Origin of the sequence: Natrinema ejinorense, from assembly GCF_002494345.1 — an archaeon.
Lineage (GTDB): Archaea > Halobacteriota > Halobacteria > Halobacteriales > Natrialbaceae > Natrinema > Natrinema longum.
Window position 1 is genome coordinate 3,153,531 of the sequence record NZ_NXNI01000001.1, and the last position, 16,189, is coordinate 3,169,719.

The 16,189-nt window shown below is 67.3% G+C and carries 13 protein-coding genes; 9 read left to right on the forward strand and 4 right to left on the reverse strand.

Annotated features, from left to right (window positions below; all coding sequences use genetic code 11):
- Positions 1 to 194: 194 nt before the first annotated feature.
- The 3 genes from CP557_RS15665 to CP557_RS15675 form a co-directional block, all read right to left on the reverse strand.
- Positions 195 to 773: a hypothetical protein gene (locus CP557_RS15665; protein WP_097380764.1), complete on the reverse strand. Its 579-nt coding sequence runs from the start codon at positions 771 to 773 to the stop codon at positions 195 to 197.
- Positions 774 to 1,030: 257 nt separating this feature from the next.
- Positions 1,031 to 1,930 carry a hypothetical protein gene (locus CP557_RS15670; RefSeq protein ID WP_097380765.1) on the reverse strand — a complete coding sequence of 300 codons (900 nt, stop codon included), beginning with the start codon at positions 1,928 to 1,930 and terminating at the stop codon, positions 1,031 to 1,033.
- Positions 1,930 to 3,510 (reverse strand): eCIS core domain-containing protein, encoded by a 1,581-nt coding sequence (locus CP557_RS15675; RefSeq protein ID WP_449406604.1) that lies wholly within the window; start codon positions 3,508 to 3,510, stop codon positions 1,930 to 1,932. The genes CP557_RS15670 and CP557_RS15675 overlap by 1 nt, the downstream gene beginning before the upstream one ends.
- Positions 3,511 to 3,579: 69 nt before the next feature.
- Between CP557_RS15675 and CP557_RS15680 the strand changes: the two genes are divergently transcribed.
- From CP557_RS15680 to hisE, 3 genes are all read left to right on the forward strand, one after another.
- Positions 3,580 to 6,039, forward strand: coding sequence for an ATP-binding protein (locus tag CP557_RS15680; RefSeq protein ID WP_245853036.1), 2,460 nt, complete (start codon positions 3,580 to 3,582; stop codon positions 6,037 to 6,039).
- Positions 6,040 to 6,190: 151 nt separating this feature from the next.
- Complete coding sequence (locus tag CP557_RS15685) at positions 6,191 to 6,658, forward strand: bifunctional nuclease family protein (RefSeq protein WP_097380767.1); 468 nt, start codon at positions 6,191 to 6,193, stop codon at positions 6,656 to 6,658.
- Complete coding sequence (gene hisE, locus CP557_RS15690; protein WP_097380768.1) at positions 6,659 to 6,943, forward strand: phosphoribosyl-ATP diphosphatase; 285 nt, start codon at positions 6,659 to 6,661, stop codon at positions 6,941 to 6,943.
- 13 nt (positions 6,944 to 6,956) lie between these two features.
- Here hisE and CP557_RS15695 read toward each other — a convergent pair whose 3' ends face one another.
- Positions 6,957 to 8,042, reverse strand: coding sequence for a molybdopterin-dependent oxidoreductase (locus CP557_RS15695; RefSeq protein ID WP_097381674.1), 1,086 nt, complete (start codon positions 8,040 to 8,042; stop codon positions 6,957 to 6,959).
- A gap of 308 nt (positions 8,043 to 8,350) precedes the next feature.
- On the opposite strand from CP557_RS15695, the gene CP557_RS15700 reads away from it, so the two are divergent.
- The 6 genes from CP557_RS15700 (at position 8,351) to CP557_RS15725 (ending at position 16,052) form a co-directional block, all read left to right on the forward strand.
- On the forward strand, positions 8,351 to 10,621 hold the full coding sequence (locus CP557_RS15700) for a DUF4129 domain-containing protein (protein WP_097380769.1): 2,271 nt from the start codon (positions 8,351 to 8,353) through the stop codon (positions 10,619 to 10,621).
- The gene (locus tag CP557_RS15705) at positions 10,618 to 11,463 is read left to right on the forward strand and encodes a DUF7269 family protein (RefSeq protein ID WP_097380770.1); all 846 of its coding nucleotides are present in this window, start codon (positions 10,618 to 10,620) and stop codon (positions 11,461 to 11,463) included. Before CP557_RS15700 ends, CP557_RS15705 begins: the two co-directional genes overlap by 4 nt.
- Positions 11,460 to 12,929 (forward strand): DUF58 domain-containing protein, encoded by a 1,470-nt coding sequence (locus CP557_RS15710; protein WP_097380771.1) that lies wholly within the window; start codon positions 11,460 to 11,462, stop codon positions 12,927 to 12,929. Before CP557_RS15705 ends, CP557_RS15710 begins: the two co-directional genes overlap by 4 nt.
- On the forward strand, positions 12,930 to 14,378 hold the full coding sequence (locus CP557_RS15715) for a hypothetical protein (RefSeq protein WP_097380772.1): 1,449 nt from the start codon (positions 12,930 to 12,932) through the stop codon (positions 14,376 to 14,378).
- 136 nt (positions 14,379 to 14,514) lie between these two features.
- A complete protein-coding gene (locus CP557_RS15720) occupies positions 14,515 to 15,618 on the forward strand; it encodes an AAA family ATPase (protein WP_097380773.1) in 1,104 nt (367 codons plus the stop codon).
- An 86-nt stretch (positions 15,619 to 15,704) separates the two neighbouring features.
- Entirely contained in the window at positions 15,705 to 16,052 is a 348-nt protein-coding gene (locus CP557_RS15725) for a four-helix bundle copper-binding protein (RefSeq protein WP_097381675.1), read from the forward strand.
- Positions 16,053 to 16,189: the final 137 nt, after the last annotated feature.

The window sequence follows — 16,189 nt, forward strand, 5'->3', positions numbered from 1 at the left end:
ACCCAGCGGCTCGCACCCGCGCCTGCCCCGATTACTCGGCATGGCCGACGACAGTCACGCGGGACGTTTGCACTCCGGGAAGAGTGTCTCATGTTGGCTATCACGAGCAGGTTTGGGGAACCGGTCACGGAGCGAAGCGTCTTGATGGTCGTCCAGCCGACCTTATCACACTCGTCGATATCGGTGTTGCCGGATCAGTAGTAGATGTGGCCATCGATCTCGGCCTCGGTATCGAAGTACACCGGATACATCTCGATTACAGTATCGGGTTCGCGATCGAGATTCGCGACTCGTCCAACCGTTCGGTCGGGCTGGTCGTCCCGATGGTACATGTAGTACGGCTCGGAGATGTGGTCAGGTCCGAACTGGCGGAAGTACTCGGGAGATGAAACCTCCACCGGCTGGCTATCCGCGTCGTCACTCCCGTCGTTCCCGAGGAGTTCGCTGAGTTGATCGCCAAGCGTTCCAAACACCCCGACCTCCTGCAATCGACCGATGACAGCCGTTGCGAAGTCATCGACACCATCGGCGATCTCCTCGTGATATCCACGGACATCCTCGAGTTCGATCGGACGATCGACCGTGTCATCGCCGTAGCTGCTGAATTGCTGGACGAGTGTGCCGAAGTGACGCTCGAATTCACCATCGTCCATCTCCCGAAGGGTCGCCAGCGTCGCGGCGATGCGGTCGGGATTCCGCCGCGGCGGGAGCGTGTCGGACTCGCGCTCGCGGTAGACGTGCCACTTGGCGTACTCTCGAGCCTGTGCGACCATCTCGTCTGCTCGATTCGTCCGTTTTGGCGGGTCATCTGGGTAAGTCTCACCGGCTGGGGCCGTATGTTGGGCAGTTGCCGTCCCCCACTGAAGCGACATCGGCCCGGTAGGTTCGCCGGCCCAACGCTCGTCGGAATCCGGACCGTTGGGTTTCGACCCGGCGGATGGGCCGGACTGTCCGGTCACTCGCTGGAGCAGGTCCGTCGACGCTAGTTCCGTATCAGTCGTCCACTGGCCTGCTGCCGGACAGGGATTACTTACCACGGCTCCCACGACTGGATCGTCGCTTCACTGGACCAGTACTCGTCGTACAGTGAACAGAACTTCTGACACTGGAACCCTTCGTAGGTTCCCCATCCCTGTGCCCGGAACGGAACGGGCGGTTTCACGCCCATGAGCAGGAACCGATCCCGGATTTGATAGGCCAGGTGCGAGACGACGTAGTGCTGGAACGAGTCGACGGACGCCGGATCGAACGCCATCAGTTCGATTCTCGCGTCTGGCTCGCGTTCGAGAGGCTGTTCACTCTCCGCGACCTGTTGGTTGCCCTGGCCGTCGTTGTGCAGGACGCGAATCCCGGAAATCGCCTCGATCTCGAAGTCCAGTACGTCCATCTCCCCGAACTGGAGTTCATCGAGTGCGTCGATCGCTGGCGACTCCGGATCGCCCTCGAAGCGCGCCATGAACTGTTCGAGGACCGGCGGATCGAACTGAACAGGGTCTGGCTGGAGGTATAGGTCTTTCTGGTAGACGATTGCATCGTCTGGGTCGGCGTCCGGGAACGGGAGGTCAACCTCAGAGTCGTCATAGTGGGCTTGGAGTCGGGTTTCGAGGTTACCGAAGTGACTCTCGAAGGCGGTCGGGGATAGCTCGGCGACCGCTAGCAGTGCGGCCATCAAGCGGTCGGAATTCTCCCGCGGCGGCACCGTGTCGTAGCCTCGCTCGCGATAGACGTACCATCGGGCGTAGCGGCGCGTCTGGTCGACACGTTCGCATTCTTCGCGCGTTCGGAGTGCTGGGTTGTTCGCTATCTCGTCGCAACTGTGGTATTCGATTCCACTTGTGTTATGAACAGTAAGGTCGTGCTTTGCCCCCTTGTTATCTTCCACGTAGATCTTCAGGAACCCTTCACTTTCTCCTTCGATTTTCGCATTCATTATTTCCCACCTCCTGGATAGGGATCCTCATTCTCCTCAAGCCACGTCCCTTCACGAATTTCCTGTTCGATCTGCGCCGCACGATCCTCTAGCGAGCCGTTGGTCTGCTTCCAGATGTCCTGCAGGTCGTCGAGGCTCGTAATCTCACCGCGGCGTGCCTGTGCGACAGTCTGAACACCACGCTTGTCGATATCTGTTGACGCGAGCTTCGATCCCTGGGTCGCCAAAAACAGCAGATTCGGCAGGGTGGTCCCGCCGAGAATCTTCTTGACGGTGCCCCAAGCCACGTTGTCCCAGCCGTCAGTCTCGACGTTACCGCGCAACGCCCGTCGCTGGTCCTCTGTCAGCGCCACGTCTTCGAGGTCGGCGTCGATACTGTTCTTGAGGTCTTTGACCTGGGATTTCAGATCGGCCATCGACTCCCACCGCTGAGCTAGTTCCTTGGCTACCGCATCCGGATTGGCCGACTGCTGAACTTCCTGTTTGATGTCGACCTTGGCCTGCTCGTCGTTCTTGTCGATGACTTCATCGGCGATCTCGTGGAGATGACCGATTTGGTTTCGGTTGTGTCGCTCTCGGACCTCGCTCAGTTCTCCATCCTCCAACTCTCCCTCGAACATCGCCAGCGCGTCGAACACCTTCGACTCCTCCAGTCGCTGAACGTGAACTTCAGTCTGTCCCAGCCGCTGGATTCCCAGTTCCTCACCTTCCATGACTCGCTGAGCGGTCTCCTCGGCCTCCCGCTCTAATTGCGGATTCGGGTCGATCTCGAGACCGACATTCTCCTGTGGCAGCATCGACACTGCGCCGCCAGTTTGCTGGCGCACGTGCGCTAACTCGTGGGCCAGTACGTGCTGGCCCTCCGGCGACGACGGATCGTACTCGCCGGCATTGAACGCGACGTGATTCCCGACGGTGAACGCTCGAGCGTTGATCTCATCACACGCCTGTGCGGCTTTCGGGCCGGTGTGAATCCGCACGTCGCCCAGCGAGTCGCCCATGCGGTCTTCCACTGCCCGCTGAATGGACGTATCCAGCGAGCGACCGGGTGAGGAGATCACGTCCCGAACGCCCTCCGGAACCCGTGTCTCACCTGCCCTCCCCGTCTGTGCCCCACCTTCGGCGCTGCGCTGAAGTGCGCCGGAGGTGTCTCGACTCGAGTGGGTGCCGAGACGGGGACCGCTGGCTGTCCGAGACGCCCCCGTTCCGGTCGTCTCTTTGAGTCGCTGAACGCGCTCCGAAGCGCCCAATCCGCCGGTCGACTTCGGCCCGAGACTCGAGTCGGTCTGTTGTTTCGCGCGCTGGAGGCGTGCCGCACCATCCAGCGCCCCGATCGAGTCCGACGCGGTCTCCGACTGCGAGGAGTCGGCGTGTTCGTTCAGCCGCTGCACTCGCTTCGCCGTCGACCCCAGCGAGCCCAACGATGCGGGCATCCCCGCCGAGTCCGCCGTTGTCGTCCCCTCGTCGCTCGTCCGCTGTACCGACACGCTCGAGTCAGTGGACTGCTGGCGCTGCACCGAAGACCAGGAGTCGGTCTCCTCGTCGGACGAGCGCCCCGAACGCGAAGAATACCGTCCCATCGCTGTGATACGTCCGTGGTTTCGGTTCCGCAGTGATAGTATTTACTGTTATGCCACACGCTAAATTTTATGAGAGAGCGACGTGTTGGGTCGGCCATCAGCCGAATGTCCTACGAGACCACACGCACTCATTTGCTGGCCGAACTCGAGCGGATCGGGGACCTCCTCGAGTCGTATGCGGTGACGAGCGAACCGGTTCCGTCGAGCAGCGATCTGACCCCCGTTGGCGAGATCGAGCTGGTATGCGACCCGACGACCCTGTCATTCGGACTTCCAACCGACACAGCGCGGCGCTTTGCAGACCGCGCGGCGGAAATCGACGAGCGCTGTCAGAACACGCCCGCAGAAGTCCCACTCCGACTACGGATTCTGGCCGACCGATTCGACCTCTCTCGAGCCCATCTCGACGTGTTCGTGCTGGCACTCACACCCGAACTCGACACCGGGTATCAGGACATCTTCCACGAACTCCACGACGCCGCCGTAACGCATCCGACGGTCGAACTGATCGCCGAACTGTTTTCTCGGACCGAAGAACAGCGACTGGCTGCGACGGCACTGGTTAGCCCCGGCTCGCCACTCCGCCAGCACGACCTCGTAACCCTCTCCGAACCCGTCGGCAACAGCCGCTCCCATCAGCATCGCCTCGTGACCGTCGATCCGCGACTGGTGTCGTATCTCGAGGGTCACGTCGACCTCGACCCCGCCCTCGAGCGGGTAGCCGACCTCCCTCCGCCCGATCGCACTCTCGAGGACCTCCAGCTCGAGCCACCACTCCACGACCGACTCGAGCGCATCGAATCGGAACCCAGCGGCCGCTACTATTTCCACGGGCCGGACGCCGACGAGCGCGACGCGGCGATCGAGGCGCTGGCGGACGACCGGCTGCTCCGTGCCTCGCTGCCGGCCGTGCTCGAGGCCGACGCGCTCGAGGGATTCCACCGGGAGGCACTCCTGCAGGACTGTCCCGTCCACCTCACCGACGCCGACGCGCTCGCCGAGCGGGGCGTCGAGTACTCGCTCGAGGACGTGTTCGACCGGTTCGACGACCTCCAGGCGGACCTGTTCGTCACCGGGACCGAGGAGTGGCACCCGACGGGGACGATCGTCGGGATCGATTTTATCGTGGAGTTTCCCCGCCCATCGATCGACGCACGTCATGCGTTCTGGGAGGAACGAGCGGACGAGCTACCCGCGGACGTCGATCCGGCGGTACTGGCAGGAACGTTCGAGCTGACCCGGAGCCAACTCGAGGCGGCGCTGGCGACGGCCCGATCGCTGGCCGACGGGGAGCCGACCGCTGGGGACGTCTACGAGGGCTGTCGCGCACAGTCTGCGGACGGGCTCGACGAGCTCGCCCAGCGGATCGAGCCCGCATACGACTGGACGGACATCCAGCTTCGCGAGAAGACCGAGCGCGAGCTCCGGCTGATCCGCGATCACGTTACGGGGCAGGCACGCATCTACGGCGAGTGGGGGTTCGCGGAGGGTGGATCGCGCACCGGCGGCGTCGTCGCGCTCTTCAAAGGGCCGTCGGGGACGGGAAAGACGATGGCCGCGGAGGTGCTCGCCAACGACGTCGGGATGGCGCTGTACAAGATCGACCTCTCGACGGTCGTCTCGAAGTACATCGGCGAGACCGAGGAGAATTTAGAACGGATCTTTCAGGCCGCCGCCCAGTCGAACGCGATCTTGCTGTTCGACGAGGCGGACGCGGTCTTTGGCGACCGCGCCGAGGTCGCCGACGCAACCGATCGCTACGCCAACGCCGAGGTCAACTACCTCCTCCAGCGCCTCGAGCGCTACGACGGCGTCGTCGTGTTGACGACCAACTACGCCTCGAACATCGACGACGCGTTCGGGCGTCGGATCGACCACTCGGTGTGGTTTCCAAACCCCGAACCGCCGGTCCGCGAGGCGATCTGGCGGGCCGCGGTCCCCGACGACGCCCCGACCGGCGACCTCGAGTACGACCTCCTCGCGGAGGTCGAGTTGACGGGGGGTCAGATCGCGAAGATCGGGCGGCTGGCGGCGATCATGGCCGACGACCGTATCGGAATGGAACAGATCGTGCATGCGATCGAAGACGAGGTCACCTCGCGGCTCCTGTATCCGATCGAGACGAGCGAGTACCGCCACCACCTCCGAAGCGTCGACGTCGAGGAGGAGTCCGACGACGACGAGGCGTTCGACGAGAAGGCAGGTGAGCGCTCGCCCGAAGCGGTCGTCCGGCTGTTTTTCGACCTGCTCGCCGACGGCGACGGCGACCGCGCCCACGAGCTGTACCACTCCCGGACGCTAGCCGAGGAGTTCTCGCCCAAAGAACAGCTGATCCTCTCGCATGGCGAGCTCTCGATCGTCGGTGAGATCGACCGCGTCCGGGACGACCACGACCGCGTCGTGGTGGAACTCGAGCAGGAGCTCAACGGCGAACGAACGGCACAATCCTACGAACTACGGCCCGAAGAGGGTGCCTGGCGGATCTTCAACGTGCAGCGTGCACGCGAGGATATCGTCGTCGATCGATGAGTCGTAGCGTTGACGGTGGAGTCGATCGATCCGTCGTGGAATCGACGAGTCACTGACGCTCTCGTCGGCTCCGACCCGACGGGACCGCGAGCGGGCCGTGCATGCATTCGCGACCGGACATGTTTTCTCCCTCCTTCCCAACGGTATGGGTATGCAGGCATCCATCGACGCGGTTCGGGTCGCAGGGACGCCCCAGGGCCCGGTTCCGGTGGTCGTCCTCGCCGTCGAGGGGGAGGACGACGTCGTCCCGATCTTCATCGGCTTCAACGAGGCGACCAGCATCGCCCGTGGACTCGAGGCCGAAGATATCGGACGGCCGCTGACTCACGACCTCCTGCTCGACGTCATGGAGGAACTGGGGAGCCGGATCGACCGCGTCGTCGTCACCGAGATCGAGGAGCGCGACGCCGGCCAGGGCGGGACCTACATCGCCGACATTCACCTCGAGACGCCCCGCGGCGAGACGGTCGTCGACGCCCGGCCCAGCGATTCACTCGCCCTGGCCGCCCGGACCAACGCCCCGATCGAGGTCAGCGAAGCGGTGTTCGCGGACAGTCGAGACGACAGCGAGAAGTTCGACGAACTCGAAGACATCCGCAACGTGTCGGGTGACATCTAGATGGACGAGACGCTCGCAGAACTGTTCGCCGTGATCGAAGATCGGAAGGAACGGTTGCCAGAGGACTCCTACACCGCCTCGCTGTTTACCCACGAGAAAGGCGAGAACGAAGTGCTGGAGAAACTCGGCGAGGAGACGACCGAACTCGTGCTGGCCGCGAAAGACGACGACCGCGAGGAGATCGCCCACGAGAGCGCCGACATCGTCTACCACCTGCTCGTCTTGCTCGCGATGAAGGACATGGAGCTGTCGGACCTCGAGGCGGAACTCGAGGCACGACGCTGACGCGAGGGACCCCTCAGTCGAAGCCGCTAATCAACGTCACCAGCCACTGGGCCGGGTCCGGCCGGTCGCGCACCTCGACGCGGTCGACCCACTTCACCCACTGGAATCCCCTGCGGCCGGGTGCGACGAGGCGGAGCGGCCCACCGTGGCCGTGGCTCAACCGCTCGCCGCCGACGTGGGTCGCCAACACGGCGTCGCGAGCCTCCTCGATCGGTAGCGTCCACCGGTAGCCGGTCACGGAGACGAACCGGACGTGAGTGGCGTCCGCGTCGGCGTCGACTCGCTCGAGCAGGTCGCCGACTCGAATTCCGCTCCACCGCTGGACCGTGTACCAGCCGCTCGTACAGTCCAGTAGCGCTTCGCGCTCCGCGTCGGGTTCGAGCGCGCCGAACTCGAGGTCGATCGGCGACGCGACCAGTCCGTCGACGGACAGTGCCCAGGCGTCGCGGTCGATCGGATCGGGGTCGTCGGCCACCCACGAGGTGACCGGGAACGCGGCGTTCCCCGCCCCCTCCCGGGGTTGCGAACCAGTGAATCGGCGGTCGCTACCGCCGGTCTCGAGGACCGCGTTCGCGAGACTCTGCAGACGAAGGACGACGGCACTGGCGACGAACAACCCGGCAAAGCGGATGGCAGTCCGCCGCCCCTCGAAGTCGACCCGTCGCGGGGGCCGGAAGCGAGTGGACAGGTGTGCGATCAGTAGCGGGACGAGTGCGAGACCGAAGCCGACGTGGACGGAGAGGAGCGTCCAATAGGCGATCCGGACGTCGAGTCCGGCAACCCAGAGGAATCCCGTCGACAGCGCACCGAGAGCTGCGACGGCGGTGAGTGCGGAGAGAGCGGTCGACGGCACCCAACGGTCACGATCGAGTATCCGACGCCGAACGCGGTACAGCTTGAACGCGAGCAGCGCGACGATGGTCACCCCCGCGATGCGGTGGAACTCGAAGACCGGCCACCCCGACGGTTGGCCGACGGTAAAGGAAAGCAGCCCGCTCGCGACCTCGAGGACGACGAGGGCGAACAGCGACCAGTCGACGAGCCGCGGTGCCGGCTGGACGCGGGCGAACACCGTTCGGAGTCGCGTCTCGCTCATCAGTCGACGTACGGTCCGCGAACAGAGAAACCCCTCGGAGACGCCGTCGAACTCCGGGCGCTCCGCGATCGCAGTCGGCTTGCTGGCCGTCGACACCCCCAGAGACGGAGTGGAGAACGTGGCGCTCGCGGCCCTCGAGAGACGGCGCTGTCGTGGAAAAAGAACGCGCCGAAACGGCCGGCGACGGGTACGTGTTCGCGCGGGACGGCCGAGTGCGAACGTGTACTTTCATTGTGGGGTAGGTTCCATACTCACCCATTGTGATAGCGGCAGGTCGGCGGTCGAGCCGACCGCGAACGGAGTGACGGCACGTGTCCGACGATACCACCACTGACGACGCCGGCGGCGGGGCCGACTACCGGCAGGTCTCGTTCGTCGCACTCGCGGTACTCGCACTCGTGCTGGCCGCCGCGTTCGCACCCGGACTGACCGGCGGAAGCGACGCCGGATCGGAACCGGGGTTCGATTTTAATTTCGATTTCGACCCCAGTACCGACGGCGGCGGGGACGACGTCGACGGCGATGGCGGCGGTGAGAGTGACGACTCCGATGACGGGCCCGGCGAGGGGTTCGACTGGCGGCGATTGCTCGAGTTGCTCGACATCGGCGGCGACGAGGGCAACGGTACCGGCGAGACGGAAACCGAAGTGGATCCCCAGTGTGTCATCACGCTGGACCGGGAGCCGGTCCCCGGACGGGAGGTCACGGCGACGATCTACGACGACGGCGAGGCGCTCACCGACGCGCCGGTCTGGTTCGAGGACCGAAAGGTAGGCGAGACCGACGAAAACGGACGGGTGACCGGCGAGGTTCCGTACGTCGAAGAGCTGGTCATCCGCGTCGGAGGGACGACCAATCCGACGTGTCGAGCCGGAACGGGCACGTCGACGCGATCGACAGCGACCGCCGGAGTCGGCAGCCAGCAGCCGGCCAGTACGACCGAGCGTTCGAGCGGCCCGGCGGCGATGGCAACACCAGCCTCGAGTACGGGTTCGGAAGCGGCGTCTACAGTCCCGGCGGCGTCGACGATGGACTCGATGTCCACGCCGGACCAAGCGAGCGTCCAAAGCGAGACGGAGACGAACGCCACCAGCACCTACGAGGTCGAGGGGGAGGTCGAACTCGAGATCGAGGGCGATCCCTATCCCGGGGAGCCGATCACCGTCGAGGCCACCATCGAGGGGGAACCGATGAGCCAGGCAGCCGTCTCCGTCGACGGGACCGGCGTCGGCGAGACGGACGGGGACGGGCGGGCCACGGTGACGGTCCCCGACGACGGGGTCGACGCGTTCGAGATCGAGGTCGCCCGCGGCGAGTTCGCGGGGACGACGACCGTCGATGTGTTGGTGCTCGAGGCGACGCTCGTCTCCGACGGACTCCTGCCGGTGCCCGGGAGCGACGGCGCAGTCGAAGCCACGGTCGGCGGCGAGCCGGTCGACGGGGCGACGGTAACCGTCGACGGCGAGTCCGACGGAACGACGGGGGCCGACGGCCGACTGGCGATCGAACTCCCGCGGGATCCGACGACGACCGTGACGGTCACCACGGAGCGACAGACTGCAAGCACGTCGGTGGTCGGAACGTACGGCGTGAGCGCGCTGTTGATCGCGCTCATCCTCACCGTACTGGCAGCGCTTTCGTTCCGGATTTACGGCCGTCGCGGCCCCGCCGCGGTCGTCGGAGTCACGGCAGCGTTGCTGACAGTGCTCGTCGTCGAGGCGGTTTACGGGGCGACGGCTGCGCTCGCGGTACTCGGCATCGTCCTCCTGCTCGGCCTCGGCATCGTCGTGGGTCGGGCCGGCTGGGGTCGGCCGAGCCGCCGGAATCTGCCATCGATCCGCGACCGGCTGGAGCGACTGACGTCGTGGCTCGTCGGGTTCACAGTCGGCGTTGTCGAACGGCTCGAGGCCGCCCTCGAGTGGGGGTACTCGCTGGCCGGGGCCGTCCGGGAGTGGCTCGAGTCGTTGCCCCGGTCGGGACGAGCCCTCTGGGCGCGGTTCGCCGCCTGGCTGCGGGGGCTCCCGCTTCGGACGGTTGCGGCTGGCGTCGGGGCCCTCATCCTCGTCGCGGGCGGCTACGTCGTCGACGGCGGGCGGGGGGCGGCTCTCGTCGCCGTCGCGCTCGCCGTCGCCGGTGTGGTGGTGCGCCGACGCGACCGGGCGGAAACGGAAGCCGAACCGACAGCAGCGGACGAGGAGACGGCCGAGCCCACGGCCACGGAGACGGCTCCCGATCGCTCGGAAGACGAACGGCGCTCGTTCCGCGATCTGTGGCGGGCCTTCGCGCGCCGGGTCGAGCCGGGACGCTGGCGAACCCGAACGCCCGGCGAGATCGAGCGCCGCGCCCTCTCGAAGGGGTATCCACGGCAGCCGGTTCGCGAGCTGACGACGCTCTTTCGCGAGGTGGAGTACGGCGGTCGAGCCCGCTCGAGCGGTCGGCGCGAACGGGCGGCCGACGCCTACGACGCGGTCGAGCGGGCTCGACCCGGGAACGGGCCCACGGAATCGGACGCCGAAGACGAGCCGGAGCCTGCGGCCGAACCGGAGGAGACGCCGGCATCGGCCACGGAGGGTGAGCCGTGAAACGACGATACCAGCTCGTCGTCGCCGTCTTCGGGCTGACGTTCGTCGGGATCGGGACGGTACTGGGCGTCGGCGGGGCCGGCGGATCGGGCGCTGCCGGGGCCCTCGTCGCCGTGCTCGCGCTGGTCGCGCTCGGTATCGGTCTCTGGAAGCTCCGTGGCACGCCCGGATCGGGCGGGGACGCGCCGACGATTCCCTGGGCGGCCGACGACCGGTTCGCGAGCCCGGCACCCGAGCGGACAACTCGCGATTTCGCCCTCTCGAGCGACGCGCTGGCGGGAGTGATCGAGGCAGCCGGCGAGGAAGCCCGCAACGCGGGGACCGTCGCCGACGGCCTCGAGGTCGTTCGGCCCCCGCTCCGGGAGGCATTACTGGACGCGCTCGAGCACGGGGGGTGGTCCCGGTCGGACGCGGCAGCGGCGCTCGCGGACGGGAGCTGGACCGACGACGAGGTCGCCGCCAGCGTCCTCGCAACGGAGGTGCCCCTGCCGACCCGGCCGTTCCGCGATCGCGTGCGTGCGTGGCTCTATCCCGAACGCGTCGTCCGACGGCGAGCCCATCGGGCGACGAGTGCGGTCGCCGAGGTCGCCGACGAGGCCCTGCCGACGGTGCCGGGCCAGACCGCACCCCGGAACGTTCCCGTGTTGCAGCCACGGCTCGAGGAGCTCCAGCGCGGGGCCGACGGGCGACTGCAGCGGGCCATCGAGCCGCGGGCGATCGCTCGCGGCCCACAGCCGATCCGACCTCGAATCGCCGACCTCGAGCATGCGGATGAGAGGCCGGCCGAGACCGAACGGGACGGAGACGGCCCGGCTGAGGATCGGGAGGTGACCGACGCGTGATCGACCGACAGGTACGCTGGCGAGGGGCCATCGCGGCGACGGTCGCGCTCGCCATCGCCGGGGTCGCCGACGGAAACCCCGTTCTCCTGTTGGGTGCGGTCATCCCGCTGGTCTTCGTCGCCGCCGGCTCGCTGTCCCGTGTTCGGGTCCCCGAGGGGCTCGTCGCGACCAGGACGGTAACGCCGACGCCCGCACCCCCCGGCCAGCCGGTCACCGTCACGCTCGAGGTGACCAACGACTCCGATCGGACGATCACGGACCTCCGGGTCGTCGACGGCGTTCCCGGGGAGCTGGCCGTTCTCGAGGGATCGCCCCGGGCCGGCGGGACGCTCGAGCCCGGTGATCGGATTCGCGTGGAGTACCTCGTGGTGGCTCGCCGCGGCGAGTACGCGTTCGAGCGGCCACAGTGTCGCGTTCGCGGACTCGGCGCGAGCGCGATGGCGACGACGGCGCTGCCAGTGTCGGGCGATCGGTCGGTCGTCTGCCGACTCGACGCCGACGCGCCGCCGATCGAAGAGGACGGCTCACAGCGCGTCGGACAGCTCACCGTCGACGATCCCGGCGAGGGGCTCTCGTTTCACTCGACTCGCGAGTACCACCCCGACGACCCCGCGAACCGCATCGACTGGCGTCAGTACGCGAAACGGGGGACGCTGGCAACGGTCAGGTACGAACGACAGGTCTCGGCGACCGTCGTGTTGGTCCTCGATGCACGCGCGCCCAACCGCGTCGTCGCCGGCCGCGGACGACCGACGGCCATCGAATACGGCGCCTACGCGGCGACCCGTGCGCTGACCGATCTGCTCGGCCACGGCCACGACGTCGGCGTCGCCGTCATCGGGCTGGACGGCCCCGGACCGGCCGGCTGTTACTGGCTCGAGCCCGCAAACGGCCCCGAACAGCGGACCCGCGCGCTCGCGCTCCTTCGCCAGGTGATCGACGAGGAGCCCCCGACCGTCCGCGGTTCGGACACACACCGCTCCGGTGCCGGCCGGCGCGGATACACCGGGGAGCAGGTTCGCAAAGTGCTCGAGCTCGCACCGACGAGCGCACAGCTCGCGTTGTTCTCGCCGCTCCTCGACGATCCGCCCGTGAACGCGGTCGAGACCTGGCGCGGCGCGGGACTGCCCGTCGTCGTGCTCTCGCCCGACGTCGTCCCGGCAAACACCGTCAGCGGCCAGTACGAGCAGACGCGACGACGAACGCGGCTGGCCCGCTGTCAGGCCGCCGGTGTGCGGACGGTCGACTGGCGACGGGGGACGCCGCTGCCCCTCGTCATCGAGCGCGCCTTCGCCGCCGACACGCGGCTCTCGAGTGCGCGACTCACCGGCGGCGCCGCGAGCGGAAACGGACCGTCGGACACCGATCAGTCGGCCCCGGAGGGTGGAGCCGCCGGCCAATCGAGCGACCACACCGGGTCGGAACGGACCGCCGATCGGCGGACGCGTCCGGGAGGTGACGACTAGATGTCCCTGGCCGGCCCCCGCCTCGATCGCCCGTCCGCGATCGGCGACGAGGGACGACCGCGGGCGGCGAGCCTCTGGATCGCCAGCCTGGCCGTCATCGTCGTCGTCGGCGTCGTCGGCGTCGCGATCGACCTGGCCTCGCTGTTGCCGACCCTCGGGCTGGTCGTCGGCATGACCGTCGCGGGCGTGGGCCTGCTCGAGCGCGACGGGTTCGTCAATCAGGTCGTGGCCCACCTGTTCTTGCTGACGTTTGGCTCGGCGTTCGCACTGGCAGTGCTCGCGGCCCCGTTCGTCTCCCGCGTCGGACTCGCAGTGAGCGGGTCCGCGCTCGCGCTGGCCGGGATCGCGGCGGCCTGGGCCGACGTCGGCGGCGACACGCTCAAACCCGCCGCGATTGGAAGCGCGATCAGCTACGTGTCGATGCTGTGTGCGGCCGTACTGGCGGCAGTGCTGGCCGTGATCGTCTTCTTCGGATGGACGGTGCTGACCGGAATCGTCGGCGTTTCGACGCCGGTCGCCTCCCTCACCGGATTCCTCATGATCGTGGCCGCCATCGGCGGCGCCGTCGGGCTGGCGCTGCGATGGCTCCCGATTCGACAGTTGACCCGGCGGGACCGCCGCCCCGCGGTCGAACGCCGACTCGCGACCGTCCGTCGTCGCCTGCTGTATACGGTCGCCGGGTCGGTCGCTGCGATCGCCGGGATCGCGGTCCTCGTGATCGCCGGCGTCTTCGAGGGAGCGATACGCAGCGTTCCGGGACTTGCAGTCGCCCTCAAGGCGTTGTCCTCGCCGTTCGTCGTCTGGCCGATCGTCGCGGTCGGCGCGGGAGCCGTCGTCCTCGGCGTGGTCGCCGTCGGGTTGCGACGGTTCACGCGGCAGGTCACCGCGGAAACGACGCGCCGGACCGCCGCGATGACCGTCGGCGTCGTCCTGTCGCTGCCCTTCCTCCTCGGACTGGCGCTCCTGATCGCGAGCAGCGGGGCCGTCGTCGGTCCCTTCCTGCTCGGGAGCGTGCTTCTCGTCCCGCTGTTGCTGGGACCGCTGGCGTTTCTGGCCGTGATCGGTGGCAGCGTCGCCGCCGTGGGACTGGGGCTGCTCCCCGCACGGGCGACCGGACCGGCGATCGCCGCAACGGGGCTGATCGTCGCAGCCATCGGTCTGGGACGAGCGAGCCCGCTCGTCGTCTTCGCCTGCATCGCCACAGCGGTCCTCGTCTGGGATACCGCGACGTTCGGCCTCGGCGTCACCGCCGAACTCGGCCACCTCCCCGATACCCGCCGGCTCGAGTTGTTCCACGGGGCTGTCGCCGTCGGGATCGCCGTCGCCGCCGTGGTCCTCGTGACCGGGCTCGAGTTGCTCCGGGCCGGCCTCTTCGGCAGCGCCAGCGCGGCCGGCGCTGCAGTCGTCGTCCTGGGTGCGTTACTCCTGTTGGTGCCGTTGCGCGGCTAGTCCAGTTCCACCCGTCGACTGCAGGCGTGGACCGCCACTGGCACTGCCACGCGGCCTCGACACCGGACCGGCTCGGATCGAGACGCCGACGCGGGTCGAGGGGAGGGTTCTTGGGATTCTAGCAGAACTATCGGGTATGGAGGAAACGAACGTGACGCCCGACGAGGCCGCCCACACCGTCGAGCACGTCGTCGAACGGATCGAAGAGGCCGCGGTCGTCGACCGACAGGTGCTCCACGCCATGCTGTCGGCGGTGTTGGCCCGCGGGCACGTTCTGCTCGAGGACGTCCCGGGAACGGGGAAAACGGTCACCGCGCGGGTGATCGCCGAATCGATGGGACTGGCGTTCAAACGGATCCAGTTCACGCCGGATCTGTTGCCCTCGGACGTGACCGGCTCGACGATCTACGACGATTCGACCGGCGAGTTCGAGTTCGCGAAGGGGCCGGTCTTTACGAACGTCGTGCTCGCCGACGAGATCAATCGCGCACCGCCGAAAACCCAGGCCGCTCTGCTCGAGGCCATGGAGGAACGGCAGGTCAGCGTCGACGGGACGACCTACGACTTGCCCGACCCGTTCGTGGTCGTCGCGACCCAGAACCCGATCGAACAGGAGGGGACCTTCCGCCTGCCCGAGGCCCAGCGCGACCGGTTCAGCGTCAAGACCTCGCTTGGCTATCCGGATTTCGACGGCGAGATGGGACTGCTCGAGCGGCGGGCGAACCGCCGGTCGCTCTCGCCGAGCGTTGATCCGGTCGTCCGCTCGGACGCGGTCCGCCTCTTACAGGGGCTCACGGAGGAGGTAACCGTCGACGAGAAGGTCCGCCGCTACATCGTAGAAATCGCACGGAAGACGCGGTCGGACCAGCGGGCCGAGATCGGCGTTTCCCCTCGCGGCGTCCAGCGCGTCTTCGAAGCGGCCCGCGCCGCGGCGCTCATCGACGGCCGCTCGTACGTGACCCCCGACGACGTCAAACGGCTCGCACAGCCCACGATGGCCCACCGGATCGTGCTCACGACCGAGGCGACCGTGGAAGGCGTCGACGGGAGTGCCGTCGTCCGGCACGCAGTAAACGCCGTCGACGTGCCGGCCGTCGCGCCGGGTGGGGACGACCCCGAGCCGCCGACCGAACCCGAGACCCCGTCCGACGAACCACGGGACGATACTCCGTCGGCGGAACCACGTGACGATCGCGACTCGAGTCCCGAACGACAGGGCGATCCACGGCCCGACAATTGACTCAGCAGTGGCGACCGCGACGGCCGCGGGTGCTTGCAGCCGCTCGTGGTAGCTTGATGTCGGTCACCGGCGTCCAGTACGGTGCCATGGCGCTCCAACAACTCGAACACGCGGACGATCACATGCAGGACTGTATCGACAACTGCCTCGAGGCCGCCCAGGTCTGTGAGTGGTGTGCCGACGCCTGTGCGGAGGAGGGCGAATCGATGGCGCGGTGCATCCGGCTCTGTCGGGACGTGGCCGATATCGCCTCGCTGCACGCGCGGTTTATGGCCCGCAACTCGGGGTATCACGCGGAACTGGGCGAGCTGTGTGCGGACCTCTGTGAGGAGTGTGCCGAGGAGTGCGAACAACACGACCACGACCACTGTCAGGCCTGTGCCGAAGTGTTACCCAAGTGTGCCGAGAGCTGTCGTGAGATGGCCTCGGCCTGAGAACGGAGGCCGATCGAGCCAGTTCGCGGCGACGTCGGGGACTCGCCCAACGGAGACGAGCTTCGGCACGAAAGACGTCGTCCGGTTCGAAAACGGTTGATTCGGTGGTTACACGGCGAAAACCGTCTCCGAACGAT